This is a genomic window from Flexivirga sp. G2, from assembly GCF_055397625.1.
The window spans coordinates 1-16,831 of sequence record NZ_AP039676.1 but is presented as its reverse complement, the minus strand read 5'-3'; the positions used below and the strand labels follow the sequence as shown (position 1 = coordinate 16,831).

Sequence of the window (16,831 nt, the reverse complement as noted above, 5' to 3'; positions counted from 1 at the left end):
GTGGTGTCTGCGGCGTTCCTTGGCGATCACTCATGGAATCGGTGGGTCCCCTGCGTCGGTTCGGGTGTGTGGCGCGGGGTCTACGGTTCCCGCGTTGTTAGAAGTTCCACGTCGGGGTGTCGGGGTCATCGACTGGTGTTACGACGTGCCTTTCATCAACTGGCACTCTACCCGTCGGGTCGTCCACCTCAACGGCATCACCATCAGAGGCGTCGGAACTACCCACTATCGGTGCGACGGCGGTCTCCTCGCCGGTTGGCGGCAGCCACTCGGAGCCATCATCGGGGTAGTCATCGTCGGCTGCCGGACCGTCATCGACCAGTTCGTCCGGGGCGAACCCAAACCCACGAGCGGACGCAGGAGCGTCGGCAGCCCACGCATCGGCCGGTCGACGCGTGGGAATCGGCTGCGTGGCCGTGTGACCTTGTGGGATCGGCTGCGTGGCACCGTGGTCGGTGCCGGGCAGCCTGGTTGGGTGCTGCGACGGCGGATGCGTCACCTGCTCCGGGGTAGCCTTTGCCAGGTCGACCCGCCCATGGGTGCCTATCGCGGCGGGATGGGGTTCGTTGGCGGTCACCGTCGTGGTGGCCTGTCCTGTTGTGGCCAGCACGTCAGCTGGGACCACTACGGACTTCAACACTTCGTACCAGTGGCCAGGTCCCGATTTGAACGAGTGCGCGATGCGGGGCTTGGGTTCTTTTGCAAACCACAGGAACTCGAACCTTCCGGTCTTCTGGAACGCTCCCGCGTCGGCTGCCCGCTCCCGCACTGGGGTCGGCTGAATTTCCCCGGTGTTGGCGGCTTTCAGGTTGGACCCGAAAGCTCCACCGGAGAACTCCTTGCTGCTGCGGGCGTACTTCTTGGTGACCATCTCAGTGAGTCCCGAGAGGGCTTCCGCAGACTGCTCATCGTTGATGGAGAACGCGACGACGTTGCCTGCTTGGTCCAATACACGGCGAGCGAAGGAATCAGTGCCAGTGACGGCGACGATGTCGTGCCATGACTGGGACGACAGGATCGGGCGGACGTCAACGTCGCCTGCCTTGTTGAGCAGGCCGAGCACGGCTTCGGACCCTGCCGACCCGAACTCCTCAATCTGGACGTAGAACGACTCCCATGGGGGTGCTGCGTCCTTCTTCCCTGTGCGTTGCCGGTGTTCCGACAGTTGGGCGCGTAGCTCAGCGATGGCGTTCTGCATGTCGAGGATCACCAGGGTGCCGATCATGCGGGACAGGTCGCCATAGTCCTGTACGGACAGCGAAAAGACCACAATTTCGTTGTTGAGAACCGCGTCCACCAGGTCGATGTTGAGGTCCTTCAACCCCTCCGGTGCGGGGCGCAGATGCTCACCAGCAGCGGGGCCGTTCATGTAGGTGCCCAGCAGCCGGGCAGCGTCGTTGATTGCGCCTCGCTGAATCTCGTCCTTCCGCAAGTTTTCGACGTACTTGTCGACCCGGTGCTGCAAGTCCGGGTAGTCGGCCAGTGCGGATCGGCCCGTGCCTGGGTGTCGGTCCTGGGCGACCTTTTGCAGCTTGTCCAGGTCGAGGAGTTCCAGCAGCGTCTGGAATCCGCCGAGCCCACGGTCCTGGCCGTAGCCCGTGATCTGAGCGACCGAGAACACCGTCTGCACGAACTCGTACTGGGCACGGAAGTACGCCATCGCGTCGCCCTCGCGGGGCACGGAATTGACCAGCATGTCGGCTTTGGACGTTGCGTTGCCCTTACGAGTCGGGTCGTAGAACGCAGACTGGTTCGGAGCTGACGCCGCAGGTCGCACGTATGCCCGGTTGTTCTTGTCTCGCAATGAGAAGTGCTTGAACCGGCGGCCCTGGGCGGCGGCGACACAGGCGTAATGGGCGGGCAGCTCGCCGTCGCCTTTGAAGTCGATGATCAGCGCTCCACTACCGAGCGCAATCATCTGGGTGACGACCGACATGGTCCACACGGTCTTGCCCTGCCGGGGGCCTCCGAACACGACCGTCGGCCGCAGGAAAGTCTTGATGTCGACGCTGACTAGCTTGCCGTACTCGCCGACGCCTACCGCGATGAATCCCCGTTTGAAGTCAATGGCGTGACCCGTCCGGATCGCGGCGACTGATGCCTTCTCGCGGCGACGGTCCAGCACCCCCTCGGGGCGAGTTACGTGGTACTCCTCGCCTTCCAGGTCGTTGAGCGCGCTGCGACGGAACTGCATCCATGCGGAGTAGGCGACGCCCAGCCACATCCCGGCAGGAACAGACAACGGCACTGTTCGTAGCAGCGCAGCAGGGATGGACAGGTTCTGGGTAGTGGGGGTGTCGACGTCAAACGCGACCCACCGGACCAGAGTGAACACCTTGTCAAGCAGTCCGTGCATTTGGTAGAGCGACATGAGACCTTCGGTCTGCCAGCGCAGAGGTTGCCCTGCGCCGCCGACGACCAGGCCGATCACGGCCGCCGCCAGGGTGCTGCCCATCGCGATCAGCGCGAGTCGGGACGCCCGCACTTTCCGTAGTTGCGACGCGGCGACAAATAGCAGGTAGACCACGACCGCCAGGGGGGCCACCCAGAACAGGAGGAATGCGATGAGCGGGAAGAACCACTTCGCGTCAGGCCCGAACCGTTGCTTGTCGCCAGCACCGGACTTGTTTGCGCCGACAGTGCTCTGAACGGTGCCACCGAACAGGCCCACGCTGATTCCCCCTCAATCGTGTTGGGTGTGAGGGCACAAGAATTGCACGAGAAGGGGGTCACCGGCAGGTGCGCCCTCAGCTGTTCCGACGTCCCCGCAAGTACCCCTTGCCCTCAGCCTTGAATCCTTCGCCTCCGGCGAGGTCGATCGAAGCCGCGAGGAGTGCGTCGATCTTGCTGTCCACGTCGTCCCACTGCTTCGTCATCCCTTCGAGGCTGGTGGGCGGTGTGCCAGGCTCACGGGCAGGTGCTGATGCTTCGACGGGCTGGTCAGCAGCAGTCAAGAGAGCACTGGTTGGGTCGAACCGGGCTGCCATGATCCGGGTCATAGACCGTGCGGTCAGCGTCGGACCGAACCAGCCATGTCGGTCAATGCTGGGGCAGAACACCGGGAAGTCCCCAAAGGGTGGACTGGTGTGACAGACATGCCCGTCCCGAGTCGCCGCGGCGACCGTCACCGTGCGGATCGCTGCCGACCTGCCCCTCTCGTTCTCGGCGGTGGCTGTTTCAGCCCACCTCCACAGCCTGCACGTGGGGCAACTCTCCGGGTTATCCGTTTCGGTGATCCGTTGGCCGTCGAGCAGCGCAACACCGGCGTCTTCCCAGTGAATCTGATCGGATGTGAGGTAGGTCAGCCGCTTTCGGGTCAGCCCAGCGACTGCGATCGCCACCATTAGCGCGCTGTCGCGGCGTCCAGTCACCCCTCGCGGCCACGTCCACACGGAGACACGGTCCAGCGCAGCGTCCAGGTCCAGCCACCCCTCCCCTTCCCGGGTAGCTGCCCGGGAAGGGGGCGAGGTGGTGTATTCCGGCGCGTCGAGTGGGTTCCCGGCGGCGGCGCAGATTGTGATGACGGCGCGGGCTCGGCGGCGGGTGTTCCGGGAGGATGTCGGGCAGTCGTGTAGGAACCGGGCGGCGTCATCCCAGGTGAGGTGTGCCGGGACGTGGCCTGTTGCCGCGCACCAGTCAGCAAACAGGCGCCAGTCACTCTCGCGAGGGGACGACATCGACCCATCCACCTGATTCCACCTCCCGGCATCTCTCGAATCGGCGTCTCGTTCTTGGTCCAGTATGGCGGCGGGCGAGTCCACAGCCGGGACCCCAGTGGGTGGCCCGGCTCTTCATCTACTGTGCTGTTGCATCGGAACAAACCAGGCGCGCCAGGACTCGTCCAGTTGTCGCCATGTACGGACAGGATTTCGTAGGTGACCCCCTCTGAGGCTGAACTGCCCAAGCACGTCTCTGACAGCGTGAAGAAGGCATATGCGGCATACCGTGAGGCATACGCTGCCAGCCCTCTGTCCGCCACGCACCAGGCGAAGGCGACTCGTGTCGCGAACCTGCTGCTTGCAGCCCGTGCGGCCGGGTGGACTGCCGACCATATGGCTGCGATATGCGGTGTCTCCACACGGCGGCTCCACACGATCGCAACCAAATACGGCACCGAACCTGCCTCCTCGCCACGGTTCCCGCGAGGGCCGCTCCTTCATACCCACCTCACCACCGATCAAGCGCGCGAGCTGCGTGACCTCGCGCCCCAGGTACAGCGCACCCGAGGACTGCGCAGCTCCAACCCTGACGACGCGCGGGCCAGTGCCCGGTTCACCAACCTGCTGAGCAGTCACCGTGACCGTGGGGTCTCCTGGCCCGAGCTGTCGGCCGCCACCCGGCGGTGGGCAAGATGGCCCATCTCCGCCAATGCCCGGCCGTCTGGTGGGATCAGCACCAACGGGCTACAGGCCCGAGTCGCCCGCTGGCGCGACAACCACTGACCTGACCGCGCACTGCCGGGTCATAGTCCGAGCTGGTTGGCGGAATTGTCGACCCCGGGCGCGTATTCACGGTCGTAGACGAGCATGGTCCGCTCCGACGAGTGCCCTGTCTGGTTGCAAATGGACCGCGCTGACGCACCCGCACGGCGCGCGGTAGTGACATGCCCGGCACGCAGCGAGTGCGACCCGTAACCGCCGTGGTACCCGGCGGCTGCGGCCCGTTCGACCACAAGGTCGTAGATGGCGTCCGTGCTCATCGGCGCCTTCTTGATGACGCCCCATCGGCGTAGCACGGGCAGCAGGATGTTGCTATCCCACCCAGTCAGGTCCGGGTCGGGCTCGGTGCACACGTGGTCCCACTGATCGGCGGGGCCAGCGTCAAGGATCAGCCTCATCATCGTGGGGCGGTCTCCATCAGCGGCGAGCAGCCGAAGCCATCGCAGCCGCAGGCACGGTCCGCACATGACGGGGTGCTCCCCGAACGGGACCACTGCTGTTTGCCCTTCGCCGGTCTGGTCGGTCTTGGACTTCCTGATCCGCAAGTGCAGCCCGTCCTTCGGGTGCCGTCGCAGGTCCTCAATCCGCAGCGCCGCTATCTCGTCGCTGCGGCGCCCGGACGCGAACTCGGCCACGATCACCAGCGCGTCCCGGAGTGCCTTCACCCCGTCCGGCCAGGTGTGGAAGGTCATCCTGTCCAAGACTGTTCGAATGTCGTCGGTCAGCAAGGGCCGCATTCGCCTGGTCGGGGACTGCCGGTCCCGGCGAATACCTTTCAGCTCGCTACGAACCCGTGAGTCCCTGGTCGGGTTGGGTTGACCGGCCGTCTTGTGGACCCAGGCGATCGCAGCCAGTCGCCGGACCATGGTTGATGCCTTGTACGTCCACGCGCCACTGTCACTCTTGGTCCGACTGAGGTCGGCGATGTACCAGCGGACCGTGTCCACACTGGCGGGGATCGGCGTGAGGTTGTGCCGTTCGCAGAACGCGGCGAAGTGGTTCCAGTCCCGCTCGTAGAGCTGCTTGGTGCGCTCCGACAGCTCGTTTGCTTCGAATTGCGTTGCGAGCTGGTCGAGCCTGGCGACCTCGGTTACGACCTGTGTTGGAACGGCAGCGGCTTGCCTGGTGGTGAGGTGCTGATCGCTCGTAGTCATACGGGTTTACTCCCACCGATGCTTGTTAGGGCCGACGCGGATTCCGGCACGAGGGGCCCGGGCCGGGGTCGGCGTGGGCGTGGTGTGCGCGATCGGATCGGCCTCGTGATCAGGGTGTGTCGGTATGCCGGGAACCATGTCCTCTTGGGAACGCGGCGAACCAGTGCGGCGCCGCACTCGGGGACGCCCTGCCCGGGCCAGCAACAGACGCCACACAGCCTCGGCTGCCACGACCACTGCCAATGCGATCAACCACTGCACGACAACGCTGTTGTGGCCGTGATCGGCCAGCACAGTGCGACCGAACCACCACAGCACGGTGGTCGCAATGATCCGCAGCAGCACGCTGTCACACCTTTCCCATATGCCGGTCGCACCAGCCCTCTTGATGCTTCGCCCAGTCTGCCATCGAGCACCGACCACCCCTGGGACACCGCGCGGCCAGCGCGCTACGAGAGCGATGTCAACACAACAAGCCCGCGCGCCAAATCGGGCCTTCCACTGCTCCCTATCCAGGACTTAGTATTGGATGTGTCGGAACATCCCACTACATGAAGGGGGCCGCGGCCATGGCGACTCAGGAGCCCGTGAAGCAGTGCCCGAAATGCGGCGAGACGAAGCCGCTTCGGACTGCCTTCTACAAGGGCCGGTCCGGGTGGTGCAAGAAGTGCACCAACTCTCGTCCCAAGAAGCAGACCAGTGCCCGGCTGTTGCGGACCAGGGCCCGCAACCGCGCCACTCAGGCGTTGGCGAAGCATCATCCCGAAGAGTTCCGTGTGCTCTACGAACAGTTCTTGGAGAACTGCCAGATCGAAGCCGAAGTGCTCGACGCTGTCGCAGACCGTTTCGGCGGTGACGCGGTCCGTCTTCTGCCGGGGCGACGCGGCCCCGGGCAAGACCCTGCCGATCGGATCAATGAGCAGTGGCACAGCAACTGCACCCTGTGCAGCGAGTACCACGGAACCGGCCACATCTGCCCTCACTGTGCGTCATCACCGAACGCAATGCGTGACGGCAAGTGGGTCTCCAAACACGGTGTCAGCCAATGGGTTCCTGGCCTCGCTACGGCCGCATCATGATCGCCGTCAACGCCCAGTCCGTGCTCGGGCGGTCCTTACCCACTGCACCACCACAGCAAGCACCCACTCGGGCGCGTCGTGCAGCCGACAAGGCTGCCGAGGCAGTCGCGCTGGCGCTATTGCACGCCGTCACATGGCATCCCCGCTCCCATGAGAGGCCGAATCATGGCTGATTCCAGTGGGATTGAGTGGACGGATGCAACATGGAACCCCACGACCGGATGCGACAGGACCAGTCCAGGGTGTGACGGGTGCTACGCACTCTCGATGGCCAGACGTTTGAAGGCGATGGGCGTGCCCGAGTATCAGACGGACGGGCGACCAGAAACGTCCGGGCCAGGGTTTGGGTTCGCCATGCACGAACACCGGCTCGATCAGCCGCTGCACTGGGCCCGCGCGCGGAGAGTGTTCGTAGATTCCATGAGCGACTTGTTTCACCCCAGGGCTACGACTAGTTTCCTCGCCGATGTCTTCGCGGTAATGGCCACAAACCTACTGTCCGACAAGGACACTCACACCTTCCAGGTGTTGACGAAGCGACCGAAGCGGATGCGGTCACTGCTCAACTCGGACACCTTCCGCAACGACGTAGCCACCCGGGCAGCCGCCCGGTTCGAACCCGACCGACGCGACACAATTCGCGCAGGGGTGCGCTTCAACTGGCCGCTGCCTAACGTCTGGTTGGGCGTATCCGTCGAAGATCAGCAACACGCTGACGAACGCATCCCCGAGCTACTGACCGCGAACGCGTCCTTGCGGTTTCTGTCGTGCGAGCCGCTGCTGGGACCGGTCGATCTCACCTCGTTCGGCACGTTCTACGGCGGCGATCCACGGGAAGACACCTGGCCCCTCCTCGACTGGGTGATTGTCGGGGGCGAGTCGGGCCCTGGCGCACGGTTGATGGACCCGGCTTGGGCGCAGGCTCTGCGCGACCAGTGCGCGGACGGATCAATTCCCTTCTTTTTCAAGCAAACCGGAACACAACTGGCTCGCCGATGGGGTCTGCCCGGCAAGGGCCATGATCCCGCAGACTGGCGTGAGCCCTGGCCTCAGGAGACGCCCAATGCGTAATGCCACCAACGGAACCAGTACCGAGCCTGCGCCCTGCGCAGTTCTGCGAATCGGCCGTAGACGCGCCCTACATCTCCCCCGCGTCCTCATCGAAGGCAACAACGTGGTGATCCGCACCAGGTGCGGCCTCGACCCCAAGGACGCCGGATTCACTGAGACGACCGCCGTGCCCACGTGCACCGACTGCATCGGGACCACGTCATGACCCCGAACCGTGTCGACACCGCGCCGCGGTACTGCCGCCTCCACGGAGCCCGCCACACGTGCCGCTACACCGTGGCAGTCGTACAGCGCATCACTGGTGGGCCGTCTCGCACGGCAAAGCCACACTATGCACTGCACGACGAGCCCGGAGAGTGATGATCCGATGCCGGGCTACATCATCAAGCCGGTCATTGATGATGACTTCTACGTGGAGTTCTCGACAGTCACCGACACCATCGTCTCCTACGGGGACCGGAACACCTTCCCTGCGGAACGAGTGAGACGAGCCGATACTGAGGGCACGTCCGCCATGTACCCCGGAGCTGACGCTTGGCACGTCCGAGACCCGCAGGGTCTGTGGTTCCGCACCGAGTGGTACCCAGAGATACCTGACGAGGCGTATGCGGCGTACGTCCCGTGGAGTCAGGTTCGTGCCTTCTGCGCCACTTACCAAGACGGGAGGTTCCATCCGACGCCCGACCTCGTGGCCGGGTTGCACCGCTGCATCGACGGCGAGGCAGCCGTGTGGGACCAGGCCGGGAACCCGGTCGGGTTTGAAGCCATCGAAGTGCCTGTCGTCTGGGAATCAGGTGCCACCGCGACGACGACGAAGCCGCCGCCGCACTGCCCAGGTGCTGATCCCGTCGCCGATGACACGAAAGCCGGGAGGTAACTGCTGTGCTCGTTCATCCCATAGGGCGGCGAACTCGCCCAGTCGCGCCCATCCGGATCATCGCAGCTACTCGCCCGGACGGGACACCAGCCCTCATGTGGTCGTGCACCCGCCATACCCACCGGCAGGTGCCGCCGCCGACCGGCTACGCCGACAGGCTCGATGAGGCGATCCAAGCTGGTCTCGACCACCTCCACCATCGTCACGCGAACGCCGATCACCAACAGACGCAGCAGCGCTCCGCGCTGCGCCTTGTAGTGAATGTCCGCGAGACCACCGGAGACAGCGGGGATCGCCCGTCGGGCGTGGCCCAACAAAGCGCTTAGTGTGATCTGCATCGGAACAGCACGCATCAACGCAACGAGGAGTCACTGCAATGGTCGTTGAGAGAGATATCGTTCACGGTTACCGCCCAGGTGTGGCCCGGCCGGGGTCACCGGTCAGAGACGACACCCGTCCCATCGAGTTCGTCGACCGCGAGGATTACATCTACCACTGTCCGAACGGGCACCAGACCACAGTCACGTTCGCCGCCACGGTCGCCACCAGCACAGCCGGGGTCCCCGACATGTGGGACTGTCGGCACTGCAATGACCGTGCAGCCCTCGACCCTGACGTCGCACGCACTGTCGACCCCGATCTGCACGGGCCTGCATTCCCGGGGTCCTGGGCCACAACGTTCCATCTCCGTGCACTCCACCAGCGCCGAACGACCGAGCAACTGGAAGCGCTGTTGGACGACGCAATCTCCCGGCGCCGTAACCGGGTGAGGGCTGCCTGACACACCCCTGGCTGCCCTGAGTAGGGCCCGTCACCAGTTCCGTTTCCCTGGCTGGTGACGGGCCTCACGCGTGTCACCCATGGCGGTTAATGTCGCCCCGTCGGAACACCCGCACAACAGAAGGAGACCAGTCATGTCGCTCGAACTGCACCCCAACCCGGCCTACGCTCACGGCACACCTCATGGCACGAACGGCCATGTCACGATTCAAGGACACCGACACGACGCTGTTGACGTCCCCGGGCACCCGCGGGGAGTGTGGGTCAAGGTCACAGGCCCCGCATCTGAATGGTTCCGGGCGTCGCCATACACCGCCGCAACGTTCGCGCCGGAGGCCAGCGCTGATGCCTGAGACCAGCTTCATCACACTCCGTGTCGAGCACGATGGAGAAGCCGCGCCGCATGAAATCGACTGGCGGGCGATCGAAGCCCACCCCGCCGTCCACACAGTCACCAAGATCGCGCAGCACAGCGCGCGAGGCCCCATCGACCCAGACCTCCCGATGCTGACTCCATCCGCAGCCGACGAAGGCGCCCTGTGCGTTGTCACGACCGTCAACCACGAGGAACTTCTAGACGCGCGCGGCCGAATCAGGTGCGACTACGACGAGTACGACGTGCTGCACGCGAAAGGGATCGGCGTCGGCCTCCCGTATGACGCTGAGTTCACCGTGATCGGCGTCAACCAAGAAGGGCAGCTCATCATCCGCTACGAAACCGGCATGGAGGGACTGCGCTAACGCCAACCGCACCTAGCGTGAGAAATGGGGTGGATGCCGACCGGTCCGGTCGGTATCCACCCCATTTTGGAGCGATGCTGTTCAGAGCCGGGCGAGAATTTCTGCCTTCTTCGTTTGGAACTCTTCGTCGGTCAGCACCCCAGCATCTTTGAGCTGTCCGAGCTGCCGCAGCTGTTCCATCGGGTCGCTGCCCGCCGCAGGCGTGGGAGGCGCGGTCGCGGCCTGTTGCGCGGGCTTCGACGTCGCTAGGAAACTGCGGACCTGATCCACGAACTGCTTGCCGTTGCCCTTGTCGACGTTCTTAATCTCAGCCTTCACCCCGGCCGCGAAAATTGTCACTGTCCCAAGCATCATCCCGCTACTCCATTGGACGGAGGTGATGTTGTCGAACGCGAAGTCCTCGGTCGTCGCGTTGGTCCACCCCTCATAGGTGAACAGCAGCCGTCGGTCGGTCAGAACGAGAAGCCCGGTGCCGCGCCCGTACGTGCCGGACACCAGCATTGAGACCTTCTCGCCCTCCCACAAATGACCGGCTAGCTTCCGCAGTTCTCGGTTCGCGCCGAGCTTGTTTGCCATCCGACCGACCGCCGCCGCGATGTCTGGGCGGAGTTCGTCTTTCGCCATCATTGCCTCCCGTAGAACGTGGGGTCACAGACCCGTCAGCGAACGCTACTGGATGCCCTGCGCGCAGGTCTCGGGATTCTCACACGGGGTGATGCCCCGCGCTCACACCGTTGCTAGAGGGGACAGGGTCCCGGCCTCTGAACCGCTCGGGGTCAGTCTGTGCAGGCTCGCAGGTAGCTGCTGTCGTCGCGCTCCACCACCAGCTCGTAGTCCTCGCCGTCCGCGTCGACTACGGCATACACCCCAGGGGTCTGCCCCTGGTGCGCGTCGCGCGCAGCGCCTTCCCACGCGGGCATACCGAACGGGTCATCTGGGTTCGGGACGCTGATGAACGTGTCGCTGTCGATGACCGCGAGGTTGTTCGTATTGATCGTCATGAGTGTTACCTCCACATGTCTCGGGATGTTCCGACATGTATGAGTCAACACGGCGACACGCGCGGCCGTAACCCCCGTTTCCTACCCCAAGGCAGCTACCCGGGGCTATTCCGGGACCAGCGCCCCCAACGATTTCCGAGCGGGACCAGCGGGCAGCGATCGCAGGTCAGCGCCAACTCCGTTCAGCAGCACCGCCGCTTCCGCTGGCGCGAGCCAGTGCGCGACGGTGGCGACCCGCACATGTGCGTGGTCGGGATCGTCGCCTGTGACCTCGGACCACACGGTTGCCCACACGTATCCGTTGCGCAACAGCGTCGCTTCTTCGCCGCGGTATGCCGGATTGTGATCGTCCAGCCCGTGCAGGTAAGCCACCACCGGCAAGCCCCTGGGCTGCCCCTCCTCGGCGGCAAGTTGCCATGTCCCCCATGACCCGGCACCTTGCAATGGCGCCTGTTGTGTGTCCACGTGATTCCCCAATCCCGTTGATGTTCGGTGCTTTCAAAGTACGTGAGTGCCTGGCAATCTCCGGACTTAGGTGACGAACCGGACGTGACCCATAAGCCAACATAAGATGTTGGGGACGCTCACCTACCAGGAGTCCTCATGGCACCACAGACCGCAGACACCCCACTCTGGCAGTACGCCAAACGTGAATGGGGAGGAATCGCCACCCCGAAAGCCATCAGCGGCATACCTCTCGGCTCGCCCGGCATCACCATCTACGTGCACCGGCCTGACAACACCACCCCCGACGTCGCAGCAGCCAACCGCTACCTGTCCTGGCGCCACGGATTCGTTCGCCCCACAGTGGACCTCGTGCTCGTCATCGCCGTCGCGTTCGGGTACTCCCGATTCATTGCCAGCCCAGTGCTGCTCATCATCGCGGTCGTCAACGTCCTCGTCATCGACACCGTCATCGGCGAAGTGCTCCGCCGAAAATCACTGGCTGCACTGAAAACAACCCGATCCGCACACTTCGCTGTCACTCCCGGCAAGCGGCACTGGCTCAAACCAGACACGCCACCCACCCTCGCGTCCCCAGCTGGGGCTATGGCCGTCGACCTGTTCGAGACCGTGCAGGGGCTACACAGCGAGAGTCTGGTCGACGGCCCCGAGTGGGACGAAGCTCGTTGGGCACTGTGGGACACCCTCGGCATGTCTCAACAGACCCGTGCCGCGGTCGGATGGCCCAACCTCGCCGACAGGCTCAGCACCCTGATCGAGACCGCTCGTCGCCGGTCTGCGTGACCTCCGTGTTGCAGTGCCCAAAGTGTGGAAGCGCACTCTTCACCGTCACGGCTGCCAGCTTGTCCGACAGCGGCCAGGTCGTGTCATACGACGGCCCGGCAACATGCACGGCGTGTGGCGCTCCGTTGCAACCGACAAGCGCCGAAGACGGTTCCCCAGACTCGCGATCCGTCCTACGTGAGCGCGCTTACGCGATCGCTTCTGCCGGACCGGGACAGTGGTTTCACTGGAAGACCTACCCCAGCACTCACCTAGACACCGCCCGCGTCGCCGCCAGCGACCTACGCACCGGCAAGATCAAGACCGTCGCCGCACTCGTCGGCCCGGTCGACGCCCGCACGGTCCGAGCTAGCGACGGCACGATCCGCGTAGAAGTCACCCGCACTCCCTGACATCAGCCAGGCAAACTGCCCGCCCCACTGGTGCTGTCTTTGGGACGTGAAAAACCCCGGTTACCAACAGGGTCCGCACCTGAGACGGTGAATCAGTCACCACAACCATCACGTCGAAGGACCTCACGCCATGCCGGACTACACCAAGGTCTACCTCTACGCCGAACTCAGCCCAGTCGACGGCACCGAACCCATCGCCCTCATCGACGGCGAACGCGGGCTCACCACAATTCTCATCACATTCGATGCTTCGACCGGGCGAACCCCGGACATCACCGGAGTCCCCGTGGCGAGCATCACCCCGACACCGCGGTGGGTCCCTGACGGCATCTACGACACGCTCCTGTGTCTGTCGGCCAGCCCCGACATCGACAACGCCGCTGAGTTGCGCATCGAGGGCACCGCTACCGTCCAGGACCAGGTCATCACCGGCTTCAACACAATCTATTTCAACGCCCCCGGGCCCTCTCCCGGGATGCCCTCCGACGCCGACCTGGCCACCTGGAACCGACGCACCCATGAGGCGCACCAGGACTACCTCCTGACCCGATCCAGCGACGTCTGAGGTTGCCTCTAAATACAGCACTCCCAGAACGGGTGCTGCATCTAAATACATACCATTGCATTGTTCTGCTCCGTCTGATTAACGTGTTGCCATGTCGGATCACCGCACCCCCAGGACCGCAGGCGCACTGCTGCGTGGCCTTCGCGAGAGCCTGGGAATATCCATGCGCGGGCTCGCCGAACGTCGTGGCATCACCTCATCGACACAGACACGCCTTGAAAACGGTGCCAACCTGCGCCTTTCGACACTGATCGAGTCGGTCGAGGCATTGGGTGGATCGCTCACAATCACGCTCACTCATCCGACCATCGACACGTCCTTCACCGAGACCTATGGGGCTGTCCTGGATAACCTCGACGCGGTCCTCGATGAGAAACCACACGAGTTCTTCTTCGCCGGTGCCCAATCCATATGCGGAACTGACCGCGAGTTAATCCCTGCCGTCACCGCCTTGCTGGCCGGAATGACCGCCCCGAAGTATCTTCGACAAGGCGACCGGTCGTGGGGGGCGGATTGGCTCTCTGGCAGCCGGACTCCCCCGGTTCCTCAGTTGCAGGAGTGTCAGAAGGAGCGCGGCAGCTGGCGAGCTGCGATGCGTGATAGCAGGTCGTGGCTGATTTCAGACGACGCCGAGCAAACTGCTTCCCTCATGCAACGCACCATTGAGCGATTCCACGTCACCCCTGACAGCCCACAGCCAGCACTACCCGACCATGGGACAAGCGAACAATGGGAAGCCATTCAGGCTCACCCCGACGGGGCTCTGTATGTCACCACCTTGGGCTATTGGCCATCGCTGCAAGCACTGTCCGCGTACGGCCGGTGGGTCTCGCAGGGCCTGCCACGTCTCGGTGACGCCGTCGAGCAGATCACGGCCACCGCGCAAGACAACGCCGCCATGGACAAGTTCTGGACAGACACCGGGCTGTCACTCGCGCCATACCCCAATGAAACCAAGGACCCGTTTTACGGAGGACTCATATGACCTCAACACAGGTGTCTCGGGTGCACACCGCCTTGCGCCGTGCACCATCCGAGCACTTCACCGTCGATGAGCTGATGATCGCGATCGGCGACCCCGCCACAAGGTCGGGCGTTCGTTCGGCACTCGACGTGCTAGTCCATGAAGGAACCGCCGTGAAAGTACGCCCAAACGTCTGGCGGTGCGCAGCCGGACAACCCACAGTCCCCCCGCCAGAGAGCACCGCACCCCCACCCGCGATAAGGCCAACACCGCAGCGCCAACAGGATGCTCACGCGGATGGCTCCTCCCACCGGGGCGCCCCTGTCCCATTCATCGTCGCGTGCATCCAACAAACCGCACTCTCCGACCCAGACATCGCGGCAGGAACGGGCGCCGACGAAGGACTCGTCACCGCAATCCGGGAAGCGATCCGGCTGGCCGAAGCACCCACGGCCATCGCTCCCAACCCACACCGTGATCGCGCGCCGGTGCCAGCACCACCCTCGCGCCATACGCCACCGGCAAAGACCACCCACGAGGGACTTGGCCGCCTCCGAGACCGAAGTACCCGAATCACGTTGCCCGAGCGTCCAGCTCGGCACGATCTTGTCAGCGCCATCGGAGACGAGTACGCCCGCCGCTGGTGGCGTGATGCCACTGACAGTCAACGCATCCAGTTGATGACGCACCATGCAAACTGTCCCCGACGTAGACAATGGGACCTCCCTCGCCCCATCTGGCCCGACGTTCGCGATTTCGCTACCGAGCACTCCGTCGACATCGGCGACATGACCGACACTCTCCGACGCGCGTTCTGGGCGCAGGTCATCAGACTTGACCGGGCCAAGGCCGATGTCGCATAGCCCGGTGACCACCCCGGCTCTCCTCACCACTGAACAGGCCGCCGAGTGGTTGACGGTGACTCCGGCCGCGCTGCGGGCATGGCGAACTCGTGGAGGTGGCCCAGCGTGGATCAAACTCGGTAATCTCGTCCGGTACGACGTCGCCGACCTCCGCGCTTGGCTAACTGAGAACCGCGTGACTGACCCGCCTCACTAGCGAAGCACCAGCGCCACTTTGGCCTATCCCCCACACGCTCACGGGCTACCGGTGGTATGCCTCTCACTCGGACCGCTGCCAAGTGTCTTGATGCTGTTTGCCTCCTGCTACGACGATGCGCTGCTGCTGCTGCGCCGAGGAAACCGTGGTTCCACTGACCCCCATATGCACGTAAAGTCATGGACATCGGAACATCCGCAGCACAACGCTTTAAGGAGCGGTCGCAGTGAGTGAGGCGCAACACCGCCAGTTCCCGAACAGTCCGGCACCCACGGCATGCCCATGCCTTGCCTGCCTTGTCCGCGCCGACATTGAGGTGTGGTGGATGGTCGTCTGTGACGAGTGCGGCAACAAGCGCTGCCCGCACGGCACGGATCACGAGTTTGTATGTACGGGCAGTAACGAACCAGGACAACACGGGTCGCGGTACGACACTGTCAATCAGCAGACTGGGGGCGACGCGCAATGAGCGATTGGGAGAGCACCCAGGAGCATGGCTACGGGGACACAACCGACTGCAAGTGCGGGCGCAACTTCGCCAAGGTCCGAGGACTGCGCGAGCACCTGACCAAGCAACGCCGGATCGCCGCCGGTCAGGCGGCACGCACTCAGCAGCATAGGGGCGGTGATTCCGAATGAGCCGGATCGTCTTGGTGGTCGATGTTGGCCAGGGTCAGGAAGCCGTGATCTTCGCCGACCAGCGCGATGCCGAGGCATTCCTAGAGCGGAACCGAGCGGTTGATGAGTGCGCGCAAGGGATGGTGCCAGTCACCACGCGAGGTGAGGTCATTCGTGCCGCCAATCAGCAGATTGAGGGTGAGAAGTGATGCCTGCAACGAGCCCTGCTGCCACGTTGGCAGCGATCGATGAAGCGCCGACGCCCGATGCCATGCGTTGGTCGCCGGGAGAAGGGCCGCGAGCTGCTGTCTTTGCACCGTATGGCGTGTGCCGGGTTTGTGGGGTGGTGCTCTGTTCGTGGGAGGCGGATCACGAGGTGTGTCCGCCGACGCCGATCTTCGATGCTGTTCCCAACGGCATCCACCGGTCCTGCGAAGCCCGAGCACAGTCTGCGGGTGATCAGCGATGAAGCTCACGGCTCTTCAACTCGACGTGCTCAACCAGCTCGATGGCAAGCCGCGCACGCCGATGGAACTCGGCGGACGGGACGGCAGTGGGCACAGCAGCATCCTTGCCGCGTTGGCTCGAAAAGGACTGGTGGAGAAAACTGTTCGGTCGCCGGGTGTGCGTGGCTCGTACTACTACGCGATCACGACTGACGGCGACCGTGTTCGCCGTGACGCTAATCAGCAGACTGAGAAGCAGACATGAGGACCTGTAGGGCGACGAAAGCCGGACCGGTGACGCTGTGGACCTGCTCTCGCCAGCGTGGGCACCGAGGGCTGCACACTGCTAGAAACGTGGCTGGCGTCGTGGTGAAGCGGTGGAAGGGCAAGGCACGCA

The 16,831-nt window shown here is 64.1% G+C and carries 19 protein-coding genes; 12 read left to right on the top strand and 7 right to left on the bottom strand.

The features are described from left to right. Positions 1-97: 97 nt before the first annotated feature. The 4 genes from ACZ50J_RS21820 to ACZ50J_RS21805 form a co-directional block, all read right to left on the bottom strand. On the bottom strand, positions 98-2,671 hold the full coding sequence (locus ACZ50J_RS21820) for a type IV secretory system conjugative DNA transfer family protein (RefSeq protein ID WP_464301507.1): 2,574 nt from the start codon (positions 2,669-2,671) through the stop codon (positions 98-100). A gap of 76 nt (positions 2,672-2,747) precedes the next feature. Next, positions 2,748-3,341, bottom strand: a complete 594-nt coding sequence (locus ACZ50J_RS21815) for a hypothetical protein (protein ID WP_464301506.1) — start codon at positions 3,339-3,341, stop codon at positions 2,748-2,750. A gap of 1,121 nt (positions 3,342-4,462) precedes the next feature. Beyond that, complete coding sequence (locus ACZ50J_RS21810) at positions 4,463-5,593, bottom strand: site-specific integrase (RefSeq protein WP_464301505.1); 1,131 nt, start codon at positions 5,591-5,593, stop codon at positions 4,463-4,465. A 6-nt stretch (positions 5,594-5,599) separates the two neighbouring features. Then, entirely contained in the window at positions 5,600-5,938 is a 339-nt protein-coding gene (locus ACZ50J_RS21805; RefSeq protein WP_464301504.1) for a hypothetical protein, read from the bottom strand. 224 nt (positions 5,939-6,162) lie between these two features. On the opposite strand from ACZ50J_RS21805, the gene ACZ50J_RS21800 reads away from it, so the two are divergent. The 5 genes from ACZ50J_RS21800 (at position 6,163) to ACZ50J_RS21780 (ending at position 10,141) form a co-directional block, all read left to right on the top strand. Then, positions 6,163-6,672, top strand: a complete 510-nt coding sequence (locus ACZ50J_RS21800) for a hypothetical protein (protein ID WP_464301503.1) — start codon at positions 6,163-6,165, stop codon at positions 6,670-6,672. 150 nt (positions 6,673-6,822) lie between these two features. Beyond that, complete coding sequence (locus ACZ50J_RS21795; protein ID WP_464301502.1) at positions 6,823-7,743, top strand: DUF5131 family protein; 921 nt, start codon at positions 6,823-6,825, stop codon at positions 7,741-7,743. A 367-nt stretch (positions 7,744-8,110) separates the two neighbouring features. Next, positions 8,111-8,620: a hypothetical protein gene (locus tag ACZ50J_RS21790; RefSeq protein WP_464301501.1), complete on the top strand. Its 510-nt coding sequence runs from the start codon at positions 8,111-8,113 to the stop codon at positions 8,618-8,620. A gap of 376 nt (positions 8,621-8,996) precedes the next feature. Then, positions 8,997-9,401, top strand: a complete 405-nt coding sequence (locus tag ACZ50J_RS21785; RefSeq protein WP_464301500.1) for an RNA polymerase-binding protein RbpA — start codon at positions 8,997-8,999, stop codon at positions 9,399-9,401. 344 nt (positions 9,402-9,745) lie between these two features. Next, positions 9,746-10,141 carry a hypothetical protein gene (locus ACZ50J_RS21780; protein ID WP_464301499.1) on the top strand — a complete coding sequence of 132 codons (396 nt, stop codon included), beginning with the start codon at positions 9,746-9,748 and terminating at the stop codon, positions 10,139-10,141. A gap of 81 nt (positions 10,142-10,222) precedes the next feature. Here ACZ50J_RS21780 and ACZ50J_RS21775 read toward each other — a convergent pair whose 3' ends face one another. The 3 genes from ACZ50J_RS21775 to ACZ50J_RS21765 all read right to left on the bottom strand — a co-directional run bounded on the left by ACZ50J_RS21775 (position 10,223) and on the right by ACZ50J_RS21765 (position 11,607). After that, the gene (locus tag ACZ50J_RS21775) at positions 10,223-10,765 is read right to left on the bottom strand and encodes a PH domain-containing protein (RefSeq protein WP_464301498.1); all 543 of its coding nucleotides are present in this window, start codon (positions 10,763-10,765) and stop codon (positions 10,223-10,225) included. A gap of 152 nt (positions 10,766-10,917) precedes the next feature. Continuing rightward, positions 10,918-11,142 carry a hypothetical protein gene (locus ACZ50J_RS21770; RefSeq protein ID WP_464301497.1) on the bottom strand — a complete coding sequence of 75 codons (225 nt, stop codon included), beginning with the start codon at positions 11,140-11,142 and terminating at the stop codon, positions 10,918-10,920. Positions 11,143-11,247: 105 nt separating this feature from the next. Then, a complete protein-coding gene (locus ACZ50J_RS21765; RefSeq protein WP_464301496.1) occupies positions 11,248-11,607 on the bottom strand; it encodes a hypothetical protein in 360 nt (119 codons plus the stop codon). A 138-nt stretch (positions 11,608-11,745) separates the two neighbouring features. Here ACZ50J_RS21765 and ACZ50J_RS21760 point away from each other — a divergent pair, with 138 nt between their 5' ends. The 7 genes from ACZ50J_RS21760 (at position 11,746) to ACZ50J_RS21730 (ending at position 16,699) form a co-directional block, all read left to right on the top strand. After that, the gene (locus tag ACZ50J_RS21760) at positions 11,746-12,390 is read left to right on the top strand and encodes a hypothetical protein (protein WP_464301495.1); all 645 of its coding nucleotides are present in this window, start codon (positions 11,746-11,748) and stop codon (positions 12,388-12,390) included. Between the two features lie 59 nt (positions 12,391-12,449). Next, positions 12,450-12,782 carry a hypothetical protein gene (locus tag ACZ50J_RS21755; RefSeq protein ID WP_464301494.1) on the top strand — a complete coding sequence of 111 codons (333 nt, stop codon included), beginning with the start codon at positions 12,450-12,452 and terminating at the stop codon, positions 12,780-12,782. A 130-nt stretch (positions 12,783-12,912) separates the two neighbouring features. Continuing rightward, positions 12,913-13,347 (top strand): hypothetical protein, encoded by a 435-nt coding sequence (locus ACZ50J_RS21750; protein WP_464301493.1) that lies wholly within the window; start codon positions 12,913-12,915, stop codon positions 13,345-13,347. A gap of 91 nt (positions 13,348-13,438) precedes the next feature. Then, positions 13,439-14,332, top strand: a complete 894-nt coding sequence (locus tag ACZ50J_RS21745) for a helix-turn-helix domain-containing protein (RefSeq protein WP_464301492.1) — start codon at positions 13,439-13,441, stop codon at positions 14,330-14,332. An 831-nt stretch (positions 14,333-15,163) separates the two neighbouring features. Beyond that, positions 15,164-15,370: a helix-turn-helix domain-containing protein gene (locus ACZ50J_RS21740; RefSeq protein ID WP_464301491.1), complete on the top strand. Its 207-nt coding sequence runs from the start codon at positions 15,164-15,166 to the stop codon at positions 15,368-15,370. 635 nt (positions 15,371-16,005) lie between these two features. Continuing rightward, a complete protein-coding gene (locus ACZ50J_RS21735; protein ID WP_464301490.1) occupies positions 16,006-16,197 on the top strand; it encodes a hypothetical protein in 192 nt (63 codons plus the stop codon). A 256-nt stretch (positions 16,198-16,453) separates the two neighbouring features. Next, positions 16,454-16,699, top strand: coding sequence for a hypothetical protein (locus ACZ50J_RS21730; protein ID WP_464301489.1), 246 nt, complete (start codon positions 16,454-16,456; stop codon positions 16,697-16,699). The last annotated feature ends 132 nt before the right edge of the window (positions 16,700-16,831 follow it).

Coding starts and splice junctions, on each gene's coding strand:
- ACZ50J_RS21760 (WP_464301495.1), top strand. CDS start 11,746: ATGGCACCACAGACCGCAGACACCCCACTCTGGCAGTACGCCAAACGT.
- ACZ50J_RS21800 (WP_464301503.1), top strand. CDS start 6,163: ATGGCGACTCAGGAGCCCGTGAAGCAGTGCCCGAAATGCGGCGAGACG.
- ACZ50J_RS21740 (WP_464301491.1), top strand. CDS start 15,164: ATGTCGCATAGCCCGGTGACCACCCCGGCTCTCCTCACCACTGAACAG.
- ACZ50J_RS21790 (WP_464301501.1), top strand. CDS start 8,111: ATGCCGGGCTACATCATCAAGCCGGTCATTGATGATGACTTCTACGTG.
- ACZ50J_RS21735 (WP_464301490.1), top strand. CDS start 16,006: ATGAGCCGGATCGTCTTGGTGGTCGATGTTGGCCAGGGTCAGGAAGCC.
- ACZ50J_RS21810 (WP_464301505.1), bottom strand. CDS start 5,593: ATGACTACGAGCGATCAGCACCTCACCACCAGGCAAGCCGCTGCCGTT.
- ACZ50J_RS21795 (WP_464301502.1), top strand. CDS start 6,823: ATGAGAGGCCGAATCATGGCTGATTCCAGTGGGATTGAGTGGACGGAT.
- ACZ50J_RS21775 (WP_464301498.1), bottom strand. CDS start 10,765: ATGGCGAAAGACGAACTCCGCCCAGACATCGCGGCGGCGGTCGGTCGG.
- ACZ50J_RS21730 (WP_464301489.1), top strand. CDS start 16,454: ATGAAGCTCACGGCTCTTCAACTCGACGTGCTCAACCAGCTCGATGGC.
- ACZ50J_RS21770 (WP_464301497.1), bottom strand. CDS start 11,142: ATGACGATCAATACGAACAACCTCGCGGTCATCGACAGCGACACGTTC.
- ACZ50J_RS21745 (WP_464301492.1), top strand. CDS start 13,439: ATGTCGGATCACCGCACCCCCAGGACCGCAGGCGCACTGCTGCGTGGC.
- ACZ50J_RS21750 (WP_464301493.1), top strand. CDS start 12,913: ATGCCGGACTACACCAAGGTCTACCTCTACGCCGAACTCAGCCCAGTC.
- ACZ50J_RS21785 (WP_464301500.1), top strand. CDS start 8,997: ATGGTCGTTGAGAGAGATATCGTTCACGGTTACCGCCCAGGTGTGGCC.
- ACZ50J_RS21780 (WP_464301499.1), top strand. CDS start 9,746: ATGCCTGAGACCAGCTTCATCACACTCCGTGTCGAGCACGATGGAGAA.